The sequence below is a fragment of the Proteus sp. G2669 genome, assembly GCF_009915245.1.
Classification (GTDB): domain Bacteria; phylum Pseudomonadota; class Gammaproteobacteria; order Enterobacterales; family Enterobacteriaceae; genus Proteus.
In genome coordinates this window covers 61434-86839 of sequence record NZ_JAABLX010000050.1, presented here as the reverse complement: position 1 = coordinate 86839, position 25406 = coordinate 61434, and the positions used below count along the sequence as shown (strand labels likewise).

The 25406-nt window shown below is 40.9% G+C and carries 20 protein-coding genes; 17 read left to right on the top strand and 3 right to left on the bottom strand.

Going from position 1 to position 25406, the window contains the following annotated elements; all coding sequences use genetic code 11:
- The first annotated feature begins 39 nt into the window (after window positions 1–39).
- From nuoC to nuoN, 11 genes are read left to right on the top strand one after another with little or no spacing between them, the layout of a single operon-like run.
- A complete protein-coding gene (nuoC, locus tag GWI68_RS14350) occupies window positions 40–1836 on the top strand; it encodes an NADH-quinone oxidoreductase subunit C/D (RefSeq protein ID WP_166540727.1) in 1797 nt (598 codons plus the stop codon).
- Between the two features lie 2 nt (window positions 1837–1838).
- On the top strand, window positions 1839–2384 hold the full coding sequence (gene nuoE / locus GWI68_RS14345) for an NADH-quinone oxidoreductase subunit NuoE (RefSeq protein ID WP_006533305.1): 546 nt from the start codon (window positions 1839–1841) through the stop codon (window positions 2382–2384).
- Window positions 2381–3745, top strand: coding sequence for an NADH-quinone oxidoreductase subunit NuoF (nuoF, locus tag GWI68_RS14340; protein ID WP_072063177.1), 1365 nt, complete (start codon window positions 2381–2383; stop codon window positions 3743–3745). The genes nuoE and nuoF overlap by 4 nt, the downstream gene beginning before the upstream one ends.
- A 53-nt stretch (window positions 3746–3798) precedes the next feature.
- Window positions 3799–6531 (top strand): NADH-quinone oxidoreductase subunit NuoG, encoded by a 2733-nt coding sequence (gene nuoG, locus GWI68_RS14335; RefSeq protein WP_166540726.1) that lies wholly within the window; start codon window positions 3799–3801, stop codon window positions 6529–6531.
- The gene (nuoH, locus tag GWI68_RS14330) at window positions 6531–7508 is read left to right on the top strand and encodes an NADH-quinone oxidoreductase subunit NuoH (RefSeq protein ID WP_006533300.1); all 978 of its coding nucleotides are present in this window, start codon (window positions 6531–6533) and stop codon (window positions 7506–7508) included. The genes nuoG and nuoH overlap by 1 nt, the downstream gene beginning before the upstream one ends.
- Before the next feature lie 14 nt (window positions 7509–7522).
- A complete protein-coding gene (gene nuoI, locus GWI68_RS14325) occupies window positions 7523–8065 on the top strand; it encodes an NADH-quinone oxidoreductase subunit NuoI (protein WP_006533299.1) in 543 nt (180 codons plus the stop codon).
- Between the two features lie 12 nt (window positions 8066–8077).
- Window positions 8078–8611 carry an NADH-quinone oxidoreductase subunit J gene (nuoJ, locus tag GWI68_RS14320; protein WP_072063175.1) on the top strand — a complete coding sequence of 178 codons (534 nt, stop codon included), beginning with the start codon at window positions 8078–8080 and terminating at the stop codon, window positions 8609–8611.
- Window positions 8608–8910 carry an NADH-quinone oxidoreductase subunit NuoK gene (gene nuoK / locus GWI68_RS14315; protein ID WP_023581731.1) on the top strand — a complete coding sequence of 101 codons (303 nt, stop codon included), beginning with the start codon at window positions 8608–8610 and terminating at the stop codon, window positions 8908–8910. The genes nuoJ and nuoK overlap by 4 nt, the downstream gene beginning before the upstream one ends.
- Window positions 8907–10742, top strand: a complete 1836-nt coding sequence (nuoL, locus tag GWI68_RS14310) for an NADH-quinone oxidoreductase subunit L (RefSeq protein WP_166540725.1) — start codon at window positions 8907–8909, stop codon at window positions 10740–10742. Before nuoK ends, nuoL begins: the two co-directional genes overlap by 4 nt.
- Window positions 10743–10761: 19 nt before the next feature.
- Window positions 10762–12291 (top strand): NADH-quinone oxidoreductase subunit M, encoded by a 1530-nt coding sequence (nuoM, locus tag GWI68_RS14305; RefSeq protein ID WP_166540724.1) that lies wholly within the window; start codon window positions 10762–10764, stop codon window positions 12289–12291.
- A gap of 6 nt (window positions 12292–12297) precedes the next feature.
- Window positions 12298–13767, top strand: coding sequence for an NADH-quinone oxidoreductase subunit NuoN (nuoN, locus tag GWI68_RS14300; RefSeq protein ID WP_109407241.1), 1470 nt, complete (start codon window positions 12298–12300; stop codon window positions 13765–13767).
- Window positions 13768–13827: 60 nt separating this feature from the next.
- Here nuoN and GWI68_RS14295 read toward each other — a convergent pair whose 3' ends face one another.
- Window positions 13828–14874 carry an alpha-xenorhabdolysin family binary toxin subunit B gene (locus GWI68_RS14295; RefSeq protein ID WP_166540723.1) on the bottom strand — a complete coding sequence of 349 codons (1047 nt, stop codon included), beginning with the start codon at window positions 14872–14874 and terminating at the stop codon, window positions 13828–13830.
- Window positions 14875–14889: 15 nt separating this feature from the next.
- The gene (locus GWI68_RS14290) at window positions 14890–16101 is read right to left on the bottom strand and encodes an alpha-xenorhabdolysin family binary toxin subunit A (RefSeq protein ID WP_109407239.1); all 1212 of its coding nucleotides are present in this window, start codon (window positions 16099–16101) and stop codon (window positions 14890–14892) included.
- A gap of 211 nt (window positions 16102–16312) precedes the next feature.
- Here GWI68_RS14290 and GWI68_RS14285 point away from each other — a divergent pair, with 211 nt between their 5' ends.
- The 6 genes from GWI68_RS14285 to menE all read left to right on the top strand — a co-directional run bounded on the left by GWI68_RS14285 (window position 16313) and on the right by menE (window position 23689).
- Window positions 16313–17644, top strand: coding sequence for an isochorismate synthase (locus GWI68_RS14285; RefSeq protein ID WP_166540722.1), 1332 nt, complete (start codon window positions 16313–16315; stop codon window positions 17642–17644).
- Between the two features lie 352 nt (window positions 17645–17996).
- On the top strand, window positions 17997–19691 hold the full coding sequence (menD, locus tag GWI68_RS14280; RefSeq protein WP_166540721.1) for a 2-succinyl-5-enolpyruvyl-6-hydroxy-3-cyclohexene-1-carboxylic-acid synthase: 1695 nt from the start codon (window positions 17997–17999) through the stop codon (window positions 19689–19691).
- Window positions 19666–20433, top strand: a complete 768-nt coding sequence (menH, locus tag GWI68_RS14275) for a 2-succinyl-6-hydroxy-2,4-cyclohexadiene-1-carboxylate synthase (protein WP_166540720.1) — start codon at window positions 19666–19668, stop codon at window positions 20431–20433. Before menD ends, menH begins: the two co-directional genes overlap by 26 nt.
- A 12-nt stretch (window positions 20434–20445) precedes the next feature.
- Window positions 20446–21303: a 1,4-dihydroxy-2-naphthoyl-CoA synthase gene (gene menB, locus GWI68_RS14270; protein WP_109407235.1), complete on the top strand. Its 858-nt coding sequence runs from the start codon at window positions 20446–20448 to the stop codon at window positions 21301–21303.
- Window positions 21303–22274, top strand: a complete 972-nt coding sequence (menC, locus tag GWI68_RS14265; protein WP_166540719.1) for an o-succinylbenzoate synthase — start codon at window positions 21303–21305, stop codon at window positions 22272–22274. Before menB ends, menC begins: the two co-directional genes overlap by 1 nt.
- Window positions 22262–23689 (top strand): o-succinylbenzoate--CoA ligase, encoded by a 1428-nt coding sequence (gene menE / locus GWI68_RS14260; RefSeq protein ID WP_166540718.1) that lies wholly within the window; start codon window positions 22262–22264, stop codon window positions 23687–23689. Before menC ends, menE begins: the two co-directional genes overlap by 13 nt.
- 178 nt (window positions 23690–23867) lie before the next feature.
- Here menE and GWI68_RS14255 read toward each other — a convergent pair whose 3' ends face one another.
- Complete coding sequence (locus GWI68_RS14255; protein ID WP_166540717.1) at window positions 23868–25322, bottom strand: catalase; 1455 nt, start codon at window positions 25320–25322, stop codon at window positions 23868–23870.
- Window positions 25323–25406 lie beyond the last annotated feature (84 nt).

Here is a 25406-nt window from a genome sequence, read left to right as displayed (position 1 = left end):
CGATCATAGTAACCCTGATCAAAGTTGTGGTGAATAGAAATGACCGATCAGATAGCGCAAAAAGGCGCTCGGCCAGCGTGGGAAACGACCGATCATATTGATGATCAGGTGGTTAATGAACTGCGTCAGAAATTTGGGCCAGATGCGTTTACGTTCCAGCCTACTCGTACTGGCATGCCAGTTGTTTGGGTTAAGCGGGAACAACTCATTGAGGTAATGCAATACCTCAAATCTTTACCAAAACCTTATGTCATGCTGTTTGATATGCATGGCTTTGATGAGCGCCTTCGTACGCATCGTCAAGGCTTGCCCGCAGCAGACTTTTCCGTTTTCTATCATCTGATATCAATCGATCGTAATAAAGATATTATGTTGAAAGTCGCATTAAGTGAAAATGATCTTAATGTTCCGACAATCACATCTCTCTTTCCTAACTCGAATTGGTATGAGCGTGAAGTCTGGGATATGTTTGGGATTGTCTTTAATGGGCACCCAAATTTACGCCGTATAATGATGCTTCCTGATTGGGAAGGTCATCCACTGCGTAAAGATTATCCTGCTCGTGCGACAGAGTTCGATCCTTATGTGCTGACAAAGCAGAAGCAGGATCTGGAAATGGAATCGCTGACATTTAAACCTGAAGAGTGGGGAATGAAACGCGGTACGGAGAATGAGGACTTTATGTTCTTAAACCTCGGCCCTAACCATCCATCCTCTCACGGTGCATTCCGTATTATTCTTCAGCTTGATGGCGAGGAAATCGTCGACTGTGTGCCTGACGTGGGTTATCACCACCGTGGTGCTGAAAAAATGGGTGAGCGCCAATCTTGGCACAGCTATATCCCATATACAGATCGAATCGAATACCTTGGCGGATGCGTTAACGAAATGCCTTATGTACTTGCAGTGGAAAAACTTGCCGGTATTGAAGTGCCTGAACGCGTTAAAGTCATTCGTGTCATGCTGTCTGAGCTATTTCGTATTAATAGCCACTTACTGTATATCAGTACCTTTATCCAAGACGTTGGTGCAATGACACCGGTGTTCTTCGCCTTTACTGACCGTCAGAAAGTTTACAACATCGTTGAAGCGATTACCGGATTCCGTATGCACCCTGCATGGTTCCGTATCGGTGGTGTTGCTCATGACTTACCACGCGGTTGGGAACGCTTATTACGTGAATTCTTAGATTGGATGCCAAAACGTCTAGATTCTTACGTAAAAGCAGCGTTACAAAACAGTATTTTGAAAGGTCGTACTATCGGTGTCGCCTCATATAACTCGAAAGAAGCGTTAGAGTGGGGTGTCACAGGTGCAGGTCTTCGTTCAACAGGCGTTGAGTTTGACGTGCGTAAATGGCGTCCATATTCAGGTTATGAAAACTTTGAATTTGAAATTCCTGTCGCAAGTAATGGTGACTGTTACGATCGTGTAATGCTGAAAGTAGAAGAGCTACGCCAGAGCTTACGCATCTTGGAACAGTGCTATAAAAACATGCCAGAAGGGCCATTTAAAGCAGATCATCCACTGACAACGCCTCCACCAAAAGAGCGCACATTACAGCATATCGAAACCATGATTAACCACTTCTTACAGGTTTCATGGGGCCCGGTTATGCCTGCTAATGAATCATTCCAGATGGTTGAAGCCACTAAAGGGATTAACAGCTATTACTTAACCAGTGATGGCAGCACAATGAGCTATCGCACACGTATTCGTACGCCTAGCTTTGCTCACTTGCAACAAATCCCAGCGGTTATCCGCGGTAGCTTGGTTTCTGACTTGATTGTATATCTGGGAAGTATTGATTTTGTAATGTCGGATGTGGATCGTTAATCATGCAAAATGAATTAAACCAAAAAGATGATGCGGTGCAGATTGAAATTGTTGATGTCACGCATTCAAAGAAAGCGACGTTTGTATTAACTGAAGAAGAACGTGCCGAAATTGAACAAGAAAAACATCACTACGAAGATCCGCGAGCAGCATCTATAGAAGCACTGAAAATTGTGCAAAAGAACCGTGGATGGGTGGAAGACGGCGCAATCTATGCGATTGCGGATGTTCTTGGGATCCCTGCTAGCGATGTTGAAGGCGTTGCTACGTTCTATAGCCAAATTTTCCGTCAACCCGTTGGTCGTCACATTATTCGTTTTTGTGACAGCGTGGTTTGTCATATTACAGGTTATCAAGGCATTCAAGCAGCAATTGAAAAGCATCTTAATATCATCCCTGGTCAAACAACACCAGATGGTCGCTTTACATTACTGCCAACCTGCTGTTTAGGTAATTGTGATAAAGGTCCTACCATGATGGTAGATGACGATACTCACAGCTTTGTTAAACCTGAAGAGATTGAAACGTTACTGGAGCAGTATCCATGACAGCAATTTCAGGAGCAAAACCGATTATTCGTAGCGCAGAAACGCACCCGCTAACGTGGCGCTTACGCGATGATCGTCAGCCTGTATGGCTGGATGAATACCGTGCTAAAAACGGTTATAAAGCGGCAGAAAAAGCATTAAAAGGCATGTCACCGACTGAAGTTACGACAGAAGTCAAAGATGCTGGCCTAAAAGGTCGTGGTGGTGCTGGATTCTCAACAGGCTTGAAATGGAGCCTGATGCCAAAAGATGAAAGCATGAATATCCGTTACATCCTTTGTAATGCAGATGAAATGGAGCCGGGAACATATAAAGACCGTCTCTTAATGGAAGAACTTCCACATCTGTTAATTGAAGGGATGATTATCGGTGCTCACGCACTAAAAGCTTATCGTGGTTATATTTTCCTTCGTGGCGAATATATTGAAGCGGCTAAGCATTTACGCCATGCAATCGAGGAAGCAAAAGCAGCGGGTTTCCTTGGTAAAAATATCTTCGGTTCAGGTATTGATTTTGAACTGTTCGTTCATACAGGTGCTGGTCGTTACATCTGTGGTGAAGAAACAGCATTAATCAACTCCTTAGAAGGTCGTCGTGCTAACCCGCGCTCTAAACCACCATTCCCTGCAACATCAGGTGCATGGGGTAAACCAACCTGTGTCAATAACGTTGAAACACTGTGTAATGTGCCCGCGATTATTGAACATGGCAAAGATTGGTATATCGGCTTAAGTGAAGGCAAAAGCCCAGATGCGGGTACTAAATTAATGGGATTCTCAGGTCGCGTGAAATTTCCGGGCTTATGGGAATTACCATTTGGTACAACAGCGCGTGAGATCCTTGAAGATTACGCAGGCGGTATGCGCGATGGTCTTAAGCTGAAAGCATGGCAACCGGGTGGTGCAGGTACTGACTTTCTAACTGAAGATCATCTCGACCTCCCAATGGATTTTGGCACGATTGCAAAAGCAGGTAGCCGTTTAGGCACAGCGCTTGCGATGGCAGTAGATAATGAAATTAATATGGTTTCATTAACTCGCAACTTAGAAGAATTCTTTGCGCGTGAATCTTGCGGCTGGTGTACACCTTGTCGTGATGGCTTGCCATGGAGTGTCGAAATCTTACGTGCGATAGAAAACGGTAAAGGTCGCCCTGGTGATATTGAAACCCTTGAGCATTTATGTCGTTCTTTAAGTCCAGGACACACATTCTGTGCTCACGCACCGGGTGCAGTAGAACCTTTACAAAGCGCCATTAAATATTTCCGTGAAGAATTTGAAGCGGGCATTATTCAAGAAGATTATACCAATGCCAACTTAATCAGAGGTATTCAGCCTAACTTGCTGAAAAGCCGCTGGTAATTTTTTACGACACATTCTAGGTTTAACGCCTGCTGTGCAGGCCTTTGGGAAGCATGCTGACTATGGCTACGATTCATGTAGACGGCAAAGAATATGAAGTTAACGGGGCTGATAACCTGTTAGAAGCCTGTCTTAATTTAGGCTTAGATATTCCTTATTTTTGCTGGCACCCAGCGCTGGGAAGCGTTGGCGCTTGCCGCCAGTGTGCGGTTAAGCAGTATCAAAATGCTGAGGATACCCGCGGTCGTTTAGTGATGTCTTGTATGACACCAGCGACTGATGGCACGTTTATTTCTATTGATGACGAAGAAGCGAAGAAATTCCGTGAAAGCGTTGTTGAATGGTATATGACAAACCATCCTCATGACTGTCCAGTTTGTGAAGAAGGCGGTAACTGCCATCTTCAAGATATGACGGTAATGACAGGTCACACTATGCGTCGCTATCGCTTTACGAAGCGTACACATAGAAACCAAGATCTGGGACCGTTTATTTCTCATGAAATGAACCGTTGTATTGCTTGTTACCGCTGTGTTCGTTACTACAAAGACTATGCTGATGGTACTGATTTAGGTGTCTTTGGTGCACATAACAACGTTTTCTTTGGACGTGTTGAAGATGGCACATTAGAGAGCGAATTCTCGGGTAACTTGGTCGAAATTTGTCCGACGGGTGTATTTACTGATAAAACTCACTCATCACGTTATAACCGTAAGTGGGATATGCAGTTTGCACCAAGTATTTGCCAAGGTTGTAGCATGGGCTGTAATACAAGCCCAGGTGAACGTTATGGTGAATTACGTCGTATTGAAAACCGTTATAACGGGACTGTAAACCGCTATTTCCTCTGTGACCGTGGTCGTTTTGGCTATGGCTATGTGAACTTAGCAAGCAGACCTCGTCAACCTAAAAAACGTTTAGGTAGTAACTGGTTAGAGATCAATGCTGTTCAAGCAACTCAAGCTGCTGCGGATATGCTGAAAAAAAGCCAGCGTATTGTTGGTATTGGCTCACCGCGTGCAAGTATCGAAAGTAACTTTGCATTACGTGAAGTTGTGGGTGCTGAAAACTTCTATAGCGGTATTTCTGCATCAGAGCAGAAACGTTTGACATTAATGCTAGAGATTTTACAAAAAGGTGGTGTTCATACTCCATCTCTACGTGAAATTGAAGATTACGATGCAGTTTTAGTGTTAGGTGAAGATTTAACGCAAACCGGTGCTCGTATGGCATTGTCTGTACGCCAAGCAGTGAAAGGTAAAGCTCGCGAAATGGCAGCAGCTCAAAAAGTGGCTGATTGGCAAATCGCTGCGATTATGAATATCGGGCAACGTGCTAAATACCCACTGTTTGTGACTCATGTTGATGAAACTCGTCTTGATGATGTTGCTGCGTGGAGTTATCGCGCCCCGGTTGTTGATCAAGCACGCTTAGGTTTTACAATTGCCAATAACATTAATGGTGAAGCACCAGCGGTTGATGGCATTGATGAAGCGCTGAATAAACATATCGAGATGGTTGTTCAAGCACTTTCTCAAGCGAAAAAACCATTAATTATCAGTGGTAGTCATGCAGGTAGCGAAGACGTCATTAAAGCCGCTGCCAACATTGCGTTTGCATTAAAAGCAAAAGGCAATGAAGTGGGACTTTCTTTCGTTGCTGATGATGCAAACAGCATGGGTCTTGCCATGATGAATGCGCAACCTCTTGATGATGCGTTAAAAATCATGCGCAGTGGTCAAGCAGACACCGTTGTTGTTATGGAAAACGATTTATATCGCCATTACGATGCTGATGTGATTGATGATGCGGTTGCGAAAGTGGATAACTTAATTGTTATTGACCACCAGCAAACAGACATTATGGCGAAAGCACATCTGGTTCTCCCTGCTTCTTCATTCGCTGAAAGCGATGGAACAATGGTGAGTCAAGAGGGCAGAGCACAGCGTTACTTCCAAGTTTTCGAACCTTCTTTCTATAACAAAGAAGTCGTGATGCATGAAAGCTGGCGTTGGTTAAGTGCGGTTGATTCACAATGGCATGAAAGAACACTGGATTGGACACAGTTAGACAATGTGATTGAGCATTGTGCAACACGTCTTCCTCAGTTTGCGGGCATTGTTGATGCTGCACCGAATGCGTCATTCCGTATTCGCGGTCAAAAACTGGCACGTGAACCACATCGTTATAGTGGTCGTACATCTATGTTGGCGAATGTGTCTGTTCATGAACAGCGTCAGCCAAAAGATATCGACACACCATTTGCATTCTCAATGGAAGGTAATAACAGCCCAACAGCGCCTCGCCAGCAAATTCCATTTGCATGGGCACCGGGTTGGAATTCACCTCAAGCATGGAATAAATTCCAAGCCGAAGTGGGTGGCAGCTTACGCTTTGGTGATCCAGGTGTGCGTCTAATTGAATGTGGTGATAATACACTAGGCTACTTCACGGATATTCCTGCGCCATTTAATGCACAGAAAAATCAGTGGACTGTCGCACCTTGCTACCGTTTATTTGGTAGTGAAGAATTATCACAACGTGCAGAAGTTATCCAATCTCGTATGGAAACGGCTTATTTAACATTGAGCGAATCTGATGCACAAGCATTAGCGTTAACTCAGGGTCAGCAAGCCATGTTTACTTACGAAGGTCGTGAATTCACCTTACCTGTGAAAATCAGTGCTCACCTGACTCAAGGTCAAATCGGCTTGCCGTTAGGTATGGCAGGTATTTCTCCATCGCTGGTGGGTGTATCGGTTCGTCAACTGCGGGGTATTGCATAATGAGCTGGTTATCTCCTGAAGTTACAGAGATTTTACTCACCGTTCTAAAAGCCGTGGTGATCTTGCTTGTCGTGGTCACCTGTGGTGCTTTTATGAGTATGGGGGAACGCCGTTTACTGGGATTATTCCAAAACCGTTATGGGCCTAACCGTGTAGGTTATGCAGGTTCAGCACAGCTAATTGCGGATATGATCAAAATGTTCTTTAAAGAGGACTGGATCCCAAAATTTGCTGACCGCTTTATCTTCACCATAGCACCAGTAATTGCGTTTTCATCTTTATTACTGTCATTTGCTATTGTACCTGTTAGCTCAACATGGGTTGTTGCTGACTTAAACATCGGTATTTTATTCTTCTTGATGGTTGCGGGTATCGCGGTTTATGCCGTGTTATTTGCGGGTTGGTCAAGTAACAATAAATACTCATTGTTAGGTGCAATGCGTGCATCAGCACAAACCGTAAGTTATGAGGTGTTCTTAGGACTCTCAATCTTAGGGGTTGTTGCTCAAGCAGGCTCTTTTAACTTGACAGATATTGTGAATTCACAAGCGAATATGTGGAATGTTATTCCACAATTCTTCGGCTTTATTACGTTTGCGATTGCTGGCGTTGCTGTTTGTCACCGTCATCCATTTGACCAACCAGAAGCAGAACAAGAACTTGCTGATGGTTATCACATTGAATATTCCGGTATGAAATTCGGTCTGTTCTTTGTCGGTGAATATATCGGGATCGTTGCAGTATCAGGTCTTATCGTGACGTTATTCTTTGGTGGTTGGCAAGGTCCTTTCTTACCATCATTCATTTGGTTTGCACTGAAAACAGGATTCTTTATGATGATGTTCATCCTTATTCGTGCATCGTTACCGCGTCCGCGTTACGACCAAGTGATGTCTTTTGGTTGGAAAATTTGCTTACCGTTAACTCTTATCAATCTGCTGGTAACTGCTGCAGTGATACTTTACAACGCTCAATAAGGGGTGATTGAACCATGACTTTAAAAGAGTTATTGACTGGTTTCGGCACCCAGGTACGAAGCATTTGGATGATTGGCTTACACGCCTTCGCCAAACGCGAAACACAGATGTACCCGGAAGAACCTGTCAATGTTGCACCACGCTACCGTGGACGTATTGTATTGACGCGTGATCCCGATGGTGAAGAGCGCTGTGTTGCTTGTAACTTGTGTGCAGCAGTTTGTCCAGTTGGCTGTATTTCATTACAGAAAGCAGAACATGAAGATGGTCGTTGGTATCCGGAATTTTTCCGTATCAACTTTTCTCGCTGTATTTTCTGCGGTTTATGTGAAGAAGCTTGTCCAACAACGGCGTTACAATTGACGCCTGATTTTGAAATGGGTGAGTTTAAGCGTCAGGATCTGGTTTATGAAAAAGACGATTTGTTGATTTCTGGACCCGGCAAATATCCTGAATATAACTTTTACCGTAAAACAGGTATGGCGATTAACGGCAAAGACAAAGGTGATGCAGATGATGAAGCTAAACCTATCGATGTCAAAAGCCTGTTACCGTAAGGAGCGATATTCATGGAATTTGCATTTTACATCGCGGGGCTGATTGCCATCCTTGCAACATTGAGAGTTATCACTCATACCAATCCAGTACACGCATTGTTGTACTTAGTGATTTCATTGATTGCACTCTCTGTGGTTTTCTTCTCGCTGGGCGCCTATTTCGCAGGTGCATTAGAAATCATCGTTTACGCTGGCGCCATTATGGTGTTGTTCGTTTTCGTGGTGATGATGCTCAACTTAGGTAAATCCGTCGTTGATCAAGAGAGAAAGTGGCTACAACCGAAGTTTTGGATTGGGCCAGCTCTTTTATCTCTGATGCTATTAGTCGTACTTATTTATGCAATTAGTAGTGTCACTCACGGTGAAATTACTGGAGAAATAATTGGCGCGAAAGAGGTCGGTATTAGCTTGTTTGGGCCTTATATTCTGGCTGTTGAGTTAGCATCTGTTCTCTTATTGTCAGGGTTAATAGTTGCTTATCACATTGGTCGTGATCAGAGCCATGACGATCTCGTCGAAAACGAAAACGCAGGGGAGCAAAAATGATACCTCTTCAACATGGTTTGATCTTGGCTGCGGTACTGTTTGTGTTAGGTTTTACCTGCTTAGTACTTCGCCGCAACCTGTTGTTTATGTTGATCGGACTAGAAATTATGATTAATGCGGCTGCACTGGCATTTGTTGTCGGTGGTAGCTTTTGGGGTCAAACAGATGGTCAGATAATGTATATTCTGGCAATCAGCTTGGCAGCGGCAGAGGCAAGTATTGGTCTGGCATTGTTGTTACAGCTTCATAGACATCGCCAAAACATCAATATTGATACAGTCAGTGAGATGCGCGGATGAATATACTCTATTTAACCATTCTGCTACCACTGCTGGGATTTTTACTGCTCGCTTTCTCACGTGGTCGTTGGTCTGAAAACGTATCAGCATGGATTGGTACAGGTTCGGTTGGTTTATCGGCTTTAGTTGCACTTTGGGCTGGTATGGATTTCTTTGCCAATGGGCAAGAAACTTATGTTCTGACTTTATGGAACTGGATGTCAGCAGGGAATTTTAATATTCCATTCACTCTGGTTCTTGATGGTCTTTCGTTAACCATGCTGGGTGTTATTACCGGTGTTGGCTTCCTTATTCATATGTATGCATCGTGGTATATGCGTGGAGAAGAAGGATATTCTCGCTTCTTTGCTTATACCAACTTATTTATCGCAAGTATGGTTGTTTTAGTACTGGCTGATAACATGATGCTGATGTATATGGGTTGGGAAGGGGTTGGCCTATGTAGCTACCTGTTAATTGGTTTCTATTATAGCAATCCTGCCAATGGCGCAGCGGCGATGAAAGCGTTTATCGTAACGCGTATCGGTGATGTGTTCTTAGCTATCGGTATGTTTATCCTGTTTGACCAATTAGGTACATTAAGCTTCCGTGAAATGGCAGTGCTTGCTCCTGAGCAATTAGCAGTAGGTTCAAGTGTTATTAACTGGGCAATGTTAATGGTATTAGGCGGTGCTGTAGGTAAATCTGCACAGCTTCCATTACAAACTTGGTTAGCCGATGCAATGGCAGGCCCAACACCTGTATCTGCATTAATTCACGCCGCAACCATGGTTACAGCAGGTGTGTACTTAGTGGCACGTAGTAATGCGCTATTCTTAATGGCACCAGAAGTACTGGAGTTAGTTGGTATTATCGGTGCTGTGACATTAGTGTTAGCGGGTTTTGCTGCCTTAGTACAAACAGATATTAAACGTATTCTTGCTTATTCAACCATGAGCCAAATTGGTTATATGTTCTTGGCTTTAGGCGCTCAAGCATGGGATGCCGCAATTTTCCACTTAATGACCCACGCTTTCTTTAAAGCGTTACTGTTCTTATCCGCAGGTTCGGTAATTGTAGCCTGCCACCACGAACAGAATATCTTTAAGATGGGCGGGTTACGTAAGAAGATCCCATTTGTTTATGCATGTTTCTTAATTGGTGGTGGCGCATTAGCGGCATTACCACTGTTAACAGCAGGGTTCTTCAGTAAAGATGAAATCTTATGGGGTGCGTACTCAAACGGGCATTTTAACTTAATGCTAGCAGGGTTAATTGGTGCGTTATTTACGTCACTTTATACCTTCCGTTTGATTTTCATCGTATTCCATGGTGAAACCAAAACCGAAGCACACCAAGTTAAAGGTTTTACACATACTTTCCCATTAGCGGTATTAGCACTGTTATCAACGTTTATCGGTGCATTAATTACTCAACCGTTAGGTGCTGTGTTCCCTGAAGGAAGCGCATCTCATGATGGTAAGTATGTGTTAGAAATACTTTCTGGTGTGGTAGCGATTGTAGGCGTTGCCATTGCAGCATGGTTATACCTGAAACAGCGTCAATGTGTTTCTAAGGTTGCCAATACTCGTACCGGTCGTTTCTTCTCAACATGGTGGTTCCATGCTTGGGGATTCGATGCTCTGTATGAAGTGCTGTTTGTCAAACCTTATAAAGGGGCGGCGTGGCTTATCCAAAATGATCCTGTGAACCAATTCTTTAATTTATTTGGTTGCTTGCTTAAAGGCACCAATAAAGGATTAAGTTTCAGTGAAAATGGATTAGCACGTTGGTATGCGGCTTCTCTCGGTTTAGGTGCAGTGCTGGTTATCGCTCTGCTGCTTCTGGTTTAATTAAGGGACACATTGCGCCATGTTATTACCCTGGCTAATACTTATTCCCTTCATCGGTGGCCTGCTAAGTTGGCAGGCTGAACGAATTGGCTCGCAAGTTCCTCGCTGGGTTGCGTTGCTGACGATGGGATTAACACTCGTTATTTCTGTGCAACTTTGGTTGCAAGGCGATTATCAACTACTCAGTGCTGATGGAGCACCACGCTGGACAGAGTATTTCTTTGTGCCGTGGATCCCTGCGTTAGGGATCAACATCCAGTTCGCACTTGATGGTATGTCATTACTGATGGCTGTATTAACTGCGATTTTAGGTATCTTAGCGGTACTTTCATCGTGGAATGAAAATCAACCATCACAAGGTGCTTTCCATTTTAACCTGCTGTGGATCTTAGCAGGTGTAATGGGGGTATTTTTAGCGACGGATCTGTTCTTATTCTTCTTCTTCTGGGAAATGATGTTGATCCCAATGTATTTCCTGATTTCTTTATGGGGACACAAAGGAAGTAGTGATAAAGCACACGTCAGTGCAGCAACGAAATTCTTTATCTATACACAGGCAAGTGGCCTGTTAATGTTGCTGGCCATTATCGGTTTAGCGGTTGCTTTCTACCGTGAAACAGGTATTTGGACGTTTAGCTATGACACCTTATTACAAGCACACACCGTATTAGGTACTGAGCTACAATTTATCCTGATGCTAGGTTTCTTCGCTGCATTTGCGGTGAAAATGCCAATTGTTCCTGTTCATGGCTGGTTAGCTGATGCGCACGCAGAAGCACCAACAGCGGGTTCTGTTGACTTATCCGGTATTTTGTTAAAAACAGCAGCTTACGGTTTATTGCGTTTTAACTTACCACTGTTCCCAGAAGCATCAGCATTGCTTGCTCCTGTGGCAATGTGGTTAGGTTTAATTACCGTATTTTATGCAGCATTACTGGCATTTCGTCAGACAGATATTAAACGTCTTGCGGCTTACAGTAGTATTTCTCACATGGGCTTTATCGTGATTGCGATTTATGCTGGCTCTGTATTGGCTTATCAAGGTGCTATCATTCAGATGATCACTAACGGTTTGTCAGCTGCAGGTCTATTTATCATGTGTGGCATGCTGTATGAACGCTTAGGTACGCGTGATATGAATCAAATGGGTGGATTGTGGAAAAGCATCCGTTTCTTACCTGCGTTTTCACTGTTCTTTGCAGTTGCCTCTTTAGGTATGCCAGGAACAGGTAACTTCGTAGGTGAGTTTATGATCCTGTTTGGTACTTATGGCAACTTTAAGCTGATCACGATTATTTCGGTCTTTGGTTTAGTCTTTGCATCTGTTTACGCACTATGGATGATGCAACAGGCTTACTACGGTTCACCGAAAACAGCTGAAAGAACCTATAAAGGGTTGGATCTGAGAGAATTCTTTATCCTGATCACCTTGGTGGTTTTACTGGTTATTTTGGGCTTCTTCCCACAACCAGTATTAGACACCTCGGCATCAGCGATGGAAAATCTCCAGACTTGGTATTCCGCTTCTATTTCAACAGTAAGGCCGTAATTCGCCATGACAATAACTCCTGAACAATTGATCGCAATGCTACCGCTATTAATCGTCGGATTGACGGTGGTGGTTGTGATGCTGTCCATTGCGTGGCGACGCGATCATTTCACCATTGCCACTTTGACAGCAACGGGTTTCATTATTGCGTTGGGATCACTCTATTACGTTAATGCATTAGGCGTCGTTGACGTGACCACGCTTTACCATGTTGATGGATACTCTAGCTTCTTTACTGCGCTAGTTATTCTTTCTGGTATTGGTACTATCGCTTTTGCTTATCCTTGGTTAGAAGGCTATCAAGATAACAAAGAAGAGTTTTACTTGCTGATTGCGATTGCAGTAGTGGGGGGGATTTTACTCTCATCTGCTCATCATTTCGCATCGATGTTTATTGGTATTGAATTGCTGACATTGCCACTGTTTGGTCTTATCGGCTATGCATTCCAACAACGTCCATCACTGGAAGCGGGTATTAAATACATGCTGCTTTCAGCAGCTGCGTCTTCTTTCTTACTGTTTGGTATGGCACTGCTCTATGCAGAAGCAGGAAACCTTTCCTTTACTGCTATGGGACAAAGTTTAAGTGATAGCAATATCCATAAACCATTAGTGCTTGCAGGTTTAGGCATGATGTTGGTGGGAATTGGATTTAAATTATCTTTATTCCCATTCCAATTATGGACACCTGATGTTTACCAAGGTGCGCCAGCACCAACGGGGGCATTCTTAGCCACTGCAAGCAAGATTGGTATTTTTGCAGTTGTGATGCGTTTATTCCTTGAAGCGCCTGCAGCAGATAGTGAAACCTTACGAATGATCTTAGGTTTCATGGCAATTGCCTCTATTCTGTTTGGTAACATTATGGCGTTAACGCAAAAAAGCGTGAAGCGCTTACTGGGTTACTCTTCGGTATCACATCTTGGTTATCTGCTAGTGGCATTAATTGTATTGCAATACAGTCCTGTGCTGGCGCAAGAAACGGCCGAAATCTATTTAGCGGGTTACTTGTTTGCAAGCTTAGGTGCATTTGGTGCAATCGCGGTAGCTTCAAGTCCTTATCGCGAAAGCGAAATGGATTCACTAGAAGATTACCGTGGATTATTCTGGCGCCGTCCTGTTGTTGCTGTAGTTATGTCCCTGATGATGTTATCACTGGCTGGTGTACCAATTACCTTAGGATTCATTGGTAAACTATATGTGATTATTGCAGGTATTAACTCAAGCTTATGGTGGTTAACTGGTATGGTCGTGTTAGGTAGTGCGATAGGTTTATTCTACTACCTACGTGCAGCTGCGATTGTTTTCTTACGTAAACCAGACAATGACAATACGCCAGCGGTTGCAACCACATCACAAAATATGGCGACATTTGTTGCATTAATCTGTGCGATTGTTGTGATTGCATTAGGTGTATGGCCACAACCATTAATTGAATTGACGAATTTTGCGATTATTGCACCTGCTGTAAATTAATCGTAAGAACAAAAAATTCAAATAATAAAACGGCTCTTTTTATAGAGCCGTTTTTTATGGTTAATTCTCGGTGTATTTTAATTGTTCTTTATTACTATAATATAAAGTGAAGTCATCTAAGAATGGGAAAAGGGGGATAAGAAATTTTTCCGTTAATGACATATTACTTTTCAAAGTTGTAAATTGTGAATTTATCATTTTCCAAGACTCATTTAACACGATTAATTGTTCAATAAATTCCCTTAAAAAAAGGTCAATATCAATTAACATATAGTAGTGTTTTAATGTAAATGAAGTATTTTGCTTCTCATTTTTTAATTGGCTAAGTTGTTTTATTTGTGAAAGAAAAAGCGTTGTGAGTTGATGACGAGTTTCAACAATTTTAGCATATGAAAAACCATGGCTTAATGTAGAAAATAACTTATCAAGTATTTCTATCAATGAAGATAAAATATTTTTTTCCTTATTTTCAATGTTAAGTGCTTCAATTTCTGATTTTAAAGGAATAGAGCCATTAAAAAGGTCGAAAAAACTCCGTTTGTTTAAAATATCTTCACTTTGGCGTATGATATCGAGTTCTTGTTTTGTCTTTTCATTTTCATGCTCTAATGTTGCAATTTGAGTTGTTAATGTATTGATGAGATTTTCTTTATCAATAATAAAAGGCATGATCCTATCACTAACAAACTGTGTTTTGAGTTGATTTATTTCTGATGAAAGAAATAGACAATGTTCATCAATGATTTTTTTAGTTTCATTGACTTCATTTAGAAATATATCTAGTATCTCTTTCTTTTCCTCTTCTAATTTTATTTTCAATTCGATACTGAGTGAATCTTTTTTTATCTCATTATCAATTTCATTAACTATTTTAAATGTATCATTAAGTAATTTCTGCCTTAATCTTGTTTTTAAAACAAGTGAGAAATAGATAATGTTTTCAATATTTTTATTATTTCTTTCTATGAATAAGGTTAATTCGTTGTTGAAATCATTATTCATGTAACATTTATTATTACTTAAATAAAGAATGTTTCGATAAGCATGAAATAGTTTTGTATGCTCAAATTTTATTTCAGGCGTTACCTGTTTTCTACTATTATTCATAACAATTTCCTTTTGTTAATTTGATGAGTAAAAAGAAGAGAGTGCATTATCAAAAGAAATAAAAATCTCTTTTGAATACCCAATAACCATATACCAAGGTGAAATGATTTTTTCTAAATAGATACTAAATTTAATGAGTTCTAATGCATTGTTTATTTTATTGAAGTTACTTATTGATGCATCTATCTCTGTTATTATGGCCTGCCAGACATATTCAATATGCTCTAATGCTATATTTGTATCTTCGATAAGTTGTTCTACATCGTCCAATTCAATATAAAGAGAATTTAAATAGAGAGATAAGTTAGTATAGATATCTATCTCCTTATTAAGGCTTTTTACTTTTTCTATTGATTCATTTCTCTTTTTGCGTATTTTTTCAGCTTTAGCGCCAAAAATACCTCCTGTAATAATAACGCCAATAATACCTGCCGCAAGTCCTGTAAAAGCAAGACCAACATAGTTTTTATACTCCTCTTTTAATATTTTAATATCCTCAATCAGTAAGTCTCGTTCATCAATGAGAGAGATATTATTACTATTATTGAATTCATTAATGAGTTTTTTTTTGTTAATGACCTCATGATAAATAGATTGATATTGTATATTTCTACTATCTTTCCCACCCATTATTTTACTTCTAAAGGTAGATAAAAGATCTTTTATTTTAAGGGTTTTATCTCGTTCAGTTTCGATATCTTGTTTCATACTTTCTAATATATGAATAAGTTGAGTCGAAATTTGTTTATCCTGATCGGTATATTTAATATTAGCCAATTCTTGATCGGAAAGATCATTGATAACAGTTGAGATTTTGGTTAATAAAGGCATTTGGCTAATAAATAAAATGATGTTTTCACCCGTAGATGTTATTTCCCTTCCCATGATTTCTAAATCAATAGCTTGTTGTTTTATTGCATATTCAATTTTATTCCATTCAAATGCATGTTCTCGGATCCGAACAAAAAGAGACAAGATATTATCAGAGGAGAGTTGTTGTATGCTTATTTCATTGTAACCAATAAAATTGATAACATCTTCTAATTTGTAAGGGAGTGAAAGTGCTTTGTTAATATAAGATTTTATCTTAATTAAATCATGAGAAGTAACAATTCCGGGTAAGCGCCCATTTTCGTTATCTATTCCGAGTATTAAGCTGAGTGCCTCTTTGGGAATATCGGGCGTTTCGATAATTTTATCTATATGTTCATAGGTGGTTGTATCCATATAACCTCTCTTATGTATAATAATTTTTTATCTATACAGCATGTTCTTAGAATGATTTGTTTACTATTTAGGATTTACAGATTAATGCTTCTACTTTGTAACATGAAAAATACAAAACTTTGATAAATGACAAAGGTTATAATTAATCAGCCCTTTGATAATTCTTATAGAGACGTATAATCTCCCTTTTAATTAGTTGTGGGTATTTGGAGTGGAAAAGGTTAATCCTGTGTTTTCGACACTGTACGAAAAAGTTAAAAAAATAAATCTGACAGCACAAGGTAATCTTTTACATTTGAAAGTCGCCTTGCCGTCAGAGGTTTCGTTCCCATTACTCTCATGGCTTGCTGCTCAAGTGTATTATCCGCAATTTTACTGGCAGCATCGCGATGAGAGTGAAGAAGTGGCAGCATGTGGGCAATTATGTTGCTTCAATCATATTCAAGACGCTCGCCAATTTTTAGCAATTCATCAGTCTGATATAAATATTGATGATGTGCGTATTTGGGGCTTAAATGCGTGGGATACCATTATTCCTGGCCGTATAGATGAGATAAATGGGGATGATGCCTATCTTTTTTTACCTAGAATTGAAATTAGGCGCCACCAGCAGCAGCTTTCTGTTCATTTAAATCTACTTGATGACGCTGATAAAAAAGACACCTTAGATTTTCTGCAAACATTAAATCAATCGCTAGATATTGAGCCTCTTTCTGTTTCTGTGACTCAAGTTAATCACTCTTTAACGCAAGAGCAGTGGACTCATTATCTTGATATTGCATTAGATGAAATTAACCAAGGCTTATTTGAAAAAGTAGTGCCAGCAAGGGCTACATGCTTAACATTAGATAATCCACTTAAAGCCATTCAATTTATGAAAGCAAGTCGTGATGTCAATCATCATTGCTATCATTATATGCTGGCATTTTCACCTTCAGATGCCTTTATGGGATCAACTCCTGAAAGATTATATAAACGTGATGAGTTGATGTTGTATACCGAAGCGTTAGCTGGAACTGTAGCGAGTTCGGATAATGAGCAACAAGCGATAGCGTTTGCAGATTGGCTGATGAATGACAAAAAAAACCAGCATGAAAATTTGGTTGTCGTTGATGATATTTGTCAACGATTACAAGGTGGTGTTGACGGTATTGATGTCTCTCCAGCTGATGTTATCCGTTTACGTAAAGTACAACATCTTCGTCGTTATATTCATGGAAAATTAATTAATTCAGATGATATTGATTGTTTAAAACGATTACAGCCAACTGCGGCGGTGTGTGGATTACCAAGAAGTGTTGCGCGCGCTTTTATTCGCAAACATGAGCCTTTTGAACGTCGTTGGTATGCCGGATCTGCAGGGTATTTATCGCTTCCTCATGCCGAATTTGCAGTAAGCTTGCGTTGTGGTGAGTTGCACGATGATACCTTGACGCTGTATGCAGGTGCGGGTGTTGTGGCCGGCTCTGATCCACAGCAAGAGTGGACAGAAATTGAAAATAAAGCGGCGGGTTTACGAACATTGCTAGAGAAAGAGAGTTAATTTTCTACTAAAAGTCTGAGTTAGGATAAATAGCATCAGCAATAATCATCATAATTTGATGAGTGTTTTTTTACAGTCAGTTATTTAGTGCTACTCTTCAAATAACCACTGCTAGTTGTTAACTAATTGATGCTATTCTTTAGCACTGTAGCGTTATTTATTCTTATTCTTAACGATAAAAAAGAGCGCTTTGAAAATAAGGCGGACAACTCGCCTAAATAATGCACTCTTTGAGTGTTTTCTTTAACGATTTATTTAACGAAAACTTCTGTTCATTGAACTAGGCTAAGGAAAAGTATTTAGGAACAGATATTATAATAGCAATTGCAGGTTTTCGTTGTTGGGATGATCAATGTCTAATAGTTCGTTTAATCGCCAATGGGCTAAAGTTATACTCGAAACTTTGACTCGTCATGGTTTACGCCATATCTGTATCGCACCCGGATCACGTTCGACTCCTTTAACACTCGCAGCTGCCGCTAATCAAAAATTAATATGTCATACGCATTTTGATGAACGTGGGCTTGGTCATTTAGCTTTGGGGTTGGCAAAAGCAACCAAAGATCCTGTTGCCGTGATTGTGACATCAGGTACCGCTGTCGCTAATTTGTATCCGGCATTAATTGAAGCGGGATTAACAGGGGAGCGTGTTATCTTTTTAACCGCAGACCGACCGCCCGAATTAATTGATTGCGGTGCAAATCAAGCTATCCGTCAGCAAGGTATTTTTGCAACGCATCCTTCACAAACACTCTCTTTACCACGACCGACAGCGGATATTCCCGCAAACTGGTTAGTTTCTACACTTGATAATGCGATGAATACATTGGTTCATGGCGCGTTACACGTTAATTGTCCTTTTGCTGAACCGTTATATGGTGATGATGTTGAAACATTAACACCATGGACTGAAGCTTTAGGGAATTGGTGGCAAAATGATAAACCGTGGTTACATGAAACTCGCTTTAATGCAGTTTCAACACATCCTCAATGGAATGAGTTACGCCAGAAAAAAGGTGTTGTGATCGCTGGGCGTATTAGCCCAGAAGAAGGTGTTGAAGTCGCAAAATGGGCATCACAATTAGGTTGGCCTTTATTAGGTGATGTATTATCCCAAACAGGGCAACCGTTACCTTGTGCTGATTTATGGTTGAATAACTCACAAGCAAAATCAAAACTCAATAATGCCGAAATCGTTATTCAATTTGGCTCAAGCTTAACAGGTAAACGTTTATTGCAATGGCAAGTGGGATGTTCTCCCAACGCTTATTGGATTGTTGACCCTATTCCGGGACGCTTAGATCCCGGCCATCATCAAGGTGAAAAATTCACATTATCACCCATGCAATGGTTAAGGGCACACCCAGCTGTTGATAATTTATCTTGGGCTAAAGCATTAACAGATATAGCTACACAAACCTATCAAAAGGTAAGTGAAATAACGAATTATTTTGGTGAAGCACAGGTTGCACATCAATTAGATAAATTACTTCCTAGTGATGGACAGTTATTTGTTGGCAATAGTCTGATAGTGAGATTAATTGATGCTTTTGCTCGATTACCACAAGGTTATCCGGTAATGAGTAACCGAGGTGCAAGTGGTATTGATGGTTTAATTTCAACCTCTGCAGGTGTTCACCGCGCGACAAAAAAGCCAACATTAACAATTTTGGGCGATTTATCGGCATTGTATGATTTAAATAGTTTAGCGTTACATCAACAAGTTTATGCACCTAATGTTATTATCGTAGTGAATAATAACGGTGGGCAAATATTTTCTATGTTACCCACGCCAGAGGCAGAACGAGAACGTTTTTACTGTATGCCTCACTCATTAAATTTCAAACATGCAGCCGCAATGTTTGGTTTGCATTATGTATCACCAACAAGTTGGGATGCACTGTTAACGACTGTTCAGGATTGCTGGACAGGGGCGCCAACAACAACATTAATTGAATTAATTGTTGATGATACTGATGGCGCAAAAACATTAAATCAGCTGGTAAAACAGGTAACATCTCATGACTTTAGCATGTCAGCGATATAATACCCATAATGAAGGGCCTTGGTTAGTTTGGTTGCATGGGCTATTAGGTGAAGGTTGTGAATGGGAGCCTGTCATTCAGGCTTGCCATGAATATCCATCACTTGTGATTGATTTGCCTCGTCATGGTGGTTCTGCATCTATCAGCGCGAAAGATTTTGTTGAAGTGAGCACTTTGTTAACAGACACTCTAAAAGAGCAAGGTATTGATCACTATTGGTTAATTGGTTACTCGTTAGGTGGCAGGATCTCGATGTATCATGCATGTTTTGGTGATACGGCAGGATTAATGGGATTGATTGTAGAAGGTGGCAACCCAGGTTTAAATGATGCAACAGAAAGGCAAAATCGCATTGCGCATGATAAATGTTGGGCTGAGCGTTTTCGTAATGAACCTATTTGTGATGTATTAACACAATGGTATCAACAACCTGTATTTGCTGATCTAAGTGATGAAAACCGACAATTATTGATTGAAAAACGTCGCCATAATGCGGGGTTTTGTATTGCAGAAAGTTTAGAGATGCTTTCTTTAGGTCATCAGCCTTGGCTAGTCTCTGAATTGCAGCAACTCACTTTGCCATTTATTTGGCTTTGTGGTGAGAAAGATAAAAAATTTCAAGCGATAGCGCAGCAATATTCGCTACCATTAACGACTATCCCGCAAGCTGGACATAATGCGCATCAGGCACAGCCAGCTGCTTATGCTGCGGTGATAAATCATGTTTTATCCCTCTTTGGTTAAAGGAACCTAATTATGCTTTACCCGAGCGAAGAAAAGTTATATGCACCGATTGAATGGCTAGATTGTTCTGAAGGTTTTGAAGATATTCTCTACCATAAATCAGTCGATGGCATTGCAAAAATTACGATTAACCGCCCGCAAGTGCGTAATGCTTTCCGTCCTTTGACAGTGAAAGAGATGATCCAAGCATTAGCCGATGCACGTTATGATGACACAATTGGTACTATCATTTTAACGGGTGCAGGTGAAAAAGCATTCTGTGCTGGTGGTGACCAAAAAATTCGTGGTGACTACGGCGGATACCGTGATGATAGCGGTACGCATCACCTGAACGTGTTGGATTTCCAACGCCAAATCCGTACTTGCCCGAAACCTGTTGTGGCAATGGTCGCTGGTTATTCTATTGGTGGTGGTCATGTGCTTCATATGATGTGTGACTTAACTATCGCGGCAGAAAACGCTATTTTTGGTCAAACAGGCCCTAAAGTGGGTTCCTTTGATGGTGGTTGGGGTGCTTCTTATATGGCTCGTATTGTTGGCCAAAAGAAAGCGCGCGAAATTTGGTTCTTATGCCGTCAATATGATGCAAAAGAAGCATTAGAGATGGGCTTGGTTAACACTGTTGTACCTTATGCTGATCTTGAAAAAGAAACCGTTCGTTGGTGTCGTGAAATGCTGGAAAACAGCCCAATGGCATTACGTTGCTTGAAAGCAGCATTAAATGCGGATTGTGATGGTCAAGCAGGCCTGCAAGAATTAGCGGGTAATGCAACTATGCTGTTCTATATGACGGATGAAGGTCAAGAAGGCCGCAACGCCTTTAACGAAAAACGTCAACCTGATTTCTCTCGATTTAAACGTAACCCATAATGCGAAACGCCAAACTCTATTCATTCAGCCTACCTGTAGATGCAGGCGTTGTTCTGCGCTATCAAAGGCTAAAAACGCGTGATGGTTTTCTTGTCTGTTTAGAGCAAAATGGCAAACAAGGATGGGGTGAAATTTCACCTCTTCCTGAGTTTAGCCGTGAAACTTTAGAGCAAGCACAATTATCAGCGCAATCTTGGTTAACTGCGTGGTGTGCGGGTGAAAACCCTGAGCACAGTGAACTGCCAAGCGTGGCTTTTGGCCTAAGTTGTGCATTAGCAGAGCTTGAAGGCACATTGCCACTAGAGGCAAACTATCGCGCAGCTCCTTTATGTAATGGCGACCCTGATGATTTGATTTTAAGCCTTAATGATATGGAAGGTGAAAAAGTCGCTAAAATCAAGGTGGGATTATATGAAGCGGTACGTGATGGGATTGTTGTTAACCTGCTATTAGAAGCCATTCCAGACTTAAAATTAAGGTTGGATGCGAACAGAAGCTGGACACCAGCCAAAGCAGAAGGATTTGCGAAGTATGTAAACCCTGCATGGCGTGATCGTATAGCATTCTTAGAAGAGCCTTGCAAAACACCAGAAGAGTCGCTGGCTTTTTCTCAAGCAACAGGAATTAATATTGCTTGGGATGAAACAGTGCGTGATGACGGTTTTGAAGTAAAACCACAACCTGGCGTCACTACGATTGTGATAAAACCTACGCTGGTGGGAAGCCTTGAACTCTGTCAACTGCTTGTTAAACAAGCGCATGCGTTAGGATTAGATGCCATTATCAGTTCAAGTATTGAGAGTAGCTTCGGGCTGACTCAATTAGCAAGAATTGCACAGTGGTTAACACCTAATAGCATTCCGGGGCTCGATACTGTTGATTTAATCAAACAGCAACTTATTCGTCCTTGGCCAAATGTGGATATTCCACTTATCTCTCTTGAACAGCTAGAGACAGTATGGCAACAGTAGTTCCATTTAAACAATGGCCGTGGCATCACTGGGCACAATTAACCCCAAATGAAACGGCCATCATTTCAGGCAATTCGCCTATTACATGGCAACAATTAAGTTGTCATATTAATCAATTAGCGAACCATTTTATTAAGCAAGGTATTAATACTCAAAGCACAGTATTGTTACGAGGCAAAAATCATATCAATCTTGTTTTTACACTACTCGCTATTTTTCAATGTGGTGCGAAGGTTTTACCTTTAAATCCACAGCTTCCAAAATCTTTACTTGATGAATTATTACCTCACTTAGGTATTGATTTTTATGCTGATTTGAGTGAGATACCGCTAGATTTAAATGCAACATTGCTTGATCTTAGAGGTATTGAGTTAGATAACACGTCACGTCAATATAAAACTCAAACTATAAATGATGTCTTATGGGAGCCATCTCGTATGGCAACACTTATTTTGACATCAGGTTCATCAGGTTTACCCAAAGCTGCGGTGCATACTTTTGATGCGCATCTTTGCAGTGCAACGGGGGTTTTGTCATTAATACCTTTTGAAAAAGGGGATAGTTGGTTACTTTCTTTACCTCTATTTCATGTCTCTGGGCAAGGTGTTTTTTGGCGTTGGTTGTTACGTGGCGCAACTCTAGTGGTACGTGATATGCACCCTTTTGAAAAAGCGTTACAAGGTTGCACTCATGCTTCTTTGGTTCCTACACAATTATGGCGCTTCTTACAAAGTAGAACGCAACAAGATAAGCAACCTATTACCTTAAAGTCGGTTCTATTAGGGGGAGCAATGATCCCTATTGAGCTAACGCAAGAAGCAGAACATTGGGGAGTTCAATGCTGGTGTGGTTATGGTATGACTGAAATGGCATCAACTGTTTGTGCAAAACGTGCAGATGGTAAAGCAGGAGTCGGGTTTCCACTAAAAGGTAAAGAAGTTAGGTTAGTGGATGATGAACTCCAGATAATGTCTGATAGTGTCGCATTAGGTTATTGGTTTGATGGTAAATTAAAACCGCTATCGCTTACGGCTGATGGCTGGTATTCAACGCGAGATAAAGGCTGTTTTAGTGCAGATGAGTGGTGTGTTTTAGGGCGCTTGGATAATCTCTTTTTCAGTGCTGGTGAAGGAATCCAACCAGAGGATATTGAAAAAATTCTGAATGTACATCCAAGTGTTAGCCAATCTTTTGTTGTCCCTATTGATGATGCTGAATTTGGGCAGCGTCCAGTCGCAGTTGTGGATGCTGATATTGAAATAATCAATCAATTACCACAGTGGTATCACTCTCGATTAGCCGGATTTCAACGACCCGTTGCTTGTTTACAACTTCCTGAAAGCCTTAAGAATGGCGGAATTAAAATCTCTCGTAAACAAGTGCAAGAATGGGTGAGAGGGCAAATGTTGAAGTGATATCTATGCATTTTTCGAACTTCCCCTCAAAAATATATATAAACTTAGTTTGAAGAATGCCTATTTTTGATAATTTATTTTAATAACAGTAAATCATAAAGATTATTAGAGATAATGAAGGCGCCCGAAGGCGCCTTTCTGTTTTGCCAAGTTGCTCACAAGGCTTCTTATTATGCAGTTACTTAGCTTCTGCTTTCGCTAAAGCTTTCATTGCTTTTTCAACGCCTGCGCCGTATTCAGGATGGACTTTCTTAAATAAGGCAATTTGGCGTTTTTGTGTATCTTTACTTGCCTGTATTAATTCACCCGCGATACGAGCAAACATACGTTGATGCTCTTCATCACTCAGTAATTCATACAGTGCACGAGGTTGACTGAAATAATCTTCGTCTTCACGATGGTTCCAGTGATCTGCTGCACCTTCGATAGATAATGGTGGCTCTTTAAAATTAGGCTGTTCTTGGAACATGCCACCATTATTTGGCTCATAAGTAATACCGCTACCACTATTACCATCAACACGCATTGCACCATCACGATGGTAATTATGGAACGGGCATTTTGGTGCATTAACTGGGATCTGATGATGGTTAACACCTAAACGATAACGGTGAGCATCACCGTAAGAGAATAGGCGACCTTGTAGCATTTTATCTGGAGAGAATCCGATACCAGGAACAATGTTAGCAGGACTAAATGCTGCTTGTTCAACATCAGAAAAATAGTTCTCAGGATTACGGTTTAATTCAAAGTAACCCACATCAATTAATGGATAATCCGCATGAGGCCAAACTTTGGTTAAATCAAAAGGATTATAAGGTACAGTTGATGCTTCTTTTTCTGGCATCACTTGAATTTGTAAATTCCAACGTGGGAAATCACCGCGCTCAATAGCATTAAATAAGTCACGTTGTGAACTTTCTCTATCTTGACCTACGAGTGTTTGTGCTTCGTCATCCATCAGATTTTTAATGCCTTGTTGGCAACGGAAGTGGAATTTAACCCAAAAACGCTCATTATCTTTATTAATAAAGCTGTAGGTATGGCTACCAAAACCATGAATAAAACGGTAGCTTTGTGGTAAACCACGGTCACTCATATCAATGGTTAATTGGTGTAATGCTTCTGGTAAATGAGAGAAGAAGTCCCATTTGTATGCCATATTACGTAGGTTAGTTTTAGGATCACGTTTTACAACGTGGTTTAAGTCAGGGAATTTCAGCGCATCACGAAGATAGAAAACAGGGGTGTTGTTACCCACCATATCCCAGTTACCTTCTTCAGTGTAAAATTTTAACGCAAAACCACGAATATCACGTTCTGCGTCTGCGGCACCTCTTTCACCAGCAACTGTTGAAAAGCGAGCAAACATTTCTGTTTTTTTACCCACTTTAGAGAAAATTTTAGCGCGAGTATATTGTGTAATATCGTGAGTAACTTTAAATGTACCAAAAGCGCCTGAGCCTTTTGCGTGCATACGTCTTTCAGGAATAACTTCACGATCAAAGTGAGCAAGTTTTTCTAGAAACCAGACATCTTGAAGCAACATTGGGCCACGTGGGCCTGCGGTCATTGAGTTATTATTGTCTACAACAGGTGCGCCAGACGCCGTTGTTAGCTTTTTCTTTTCCATCACATATCTCCAGTTTATGAAATAGTAAACGTTCTAAAAAAAATAGCATGTGTGAATAAAACGAAGCGAACAGCCTTATATTTA

Bases quoted from the DNA above. Each gene is read 5' to 3' on its own strand.
- nuoE (WP_006533305.1), top strand. From the start codon at position 1,839: ATGCAAAATGAATTAAACCAAAAAGATGATGCGGTGCAGATTGAAATT.
- GWI68_RS14290 (WP_109407239.1), bottom strand. From the start codon at position 16,101: ATGGATACAACCACCTATGAACATATAGATAAAATTATCGAAACGCCC.
- nuoM (WP_166540724.1), top strand. From the start codon at position 10,762: ATGTTATTACCCTGGCTAATACTTATTCCCTTCATCGGTGGCCTGCTA.
- menE (WP_166540718.1), top strand. From the start codon at position 22,262: ATGGCAACAGTAGTTCCATTTAAACAATGGCCGTGGCATCACTGGGCA.
- nuoG (WP_166540726.1), top strand. From the start codon at position 3,799: ATGCTGACTATGGCTACGATTCATGTAGACGGCAAAGAATATGAAGTT.
- GWI68_RS14295 (WP_166540723.1), bottom strand. From the start codon at position 14,874: ATGAATAATAGTAGAAAACAGGTAACGCCTGAAATAAAATTTGAGCAT.
- menD (WP_166540721.1), top strand. From the start codon at position 17,997: ATGTCTAATAGTTCGTTTAATCGCCAATGGGCTAAAGTTATACTCGAA.
- nuoJ (WP_072063175.1), top strand. From the start codon at position 8,078: ATGGAATTTGCATTTTACATCGCGGGGCTGATTGCCATCCTTGCAACA.
- menB (WP_109407235.1), top strand. From the start codon at position 20,446: ATGCTTTACCCGAGCGAAGAAAAGTTATATGCACCGATTGAATGGCTA.
- GWI68_RS14255 (WP_166540717.1), bottom strand. From the start codon at position 25,322: ATGGAAAAGAAAAAGCTAACAACGGCGTCTGGCGCACCTGTTGTAGAC.
- nuoK (WP_023581731.1), top strand. From the start codon at position 8,608: ATGATACCTCTTCAACATGGTTTGATCTTGGCTGCGGTACTGTTTGTG.
- menH (WP_166540720.1), top strand. From the start codon at position 19,666: ATGACTTTAGCATGTCAGCGATATAATACCCATAATGAAGGGCCTTGG.
- nuoN (WP_109407241.1), top strand. From the start codon at position 12,298: ATGACAATAACTCCTGAACAATTGATCGCAATGCTACCGCTATTAATC.
- nuoI (WP_006533299.1), top strand. From the start codon at position 7,523: ATGACTTTAAAAGAGTTATTGACTGGTTTCGGCACCCAGGTACGAAGC.
- nuoH (WP_006533300.1), top strand. From the start codon at position 6,531: ATGAGCTGGTTATCTCCTGAAGTTACAGAGATTTTACTCACCGTTCTA.
- nuoL (WP_166540725.1), top strand. From the start codon at position 8,907: ATGAATATACTCTATTTAACCATTCTGCTACCACTGCTGGGATTTTTA.
- menC (WP_166540719.1), top strand. From the start codon at position 21,303: ATGCGAAACGCCAAACTCTATTCATTCAGCCTACCTGTAGATGCAGGC.
- nuoC (WP_166540727.1), top strand. From the start codon at position 40: ATGACCGATCAGATAGCGCAAAAAGGCGCTCGGCCAGCGTGGGAAACG.
- nuoF (WP_072063177.1), top strand. From the start codon at position 2,381: ATGACAGCAATTTCAGGAGCAAAACCGATTATTCGTAGCGCAGAAACG.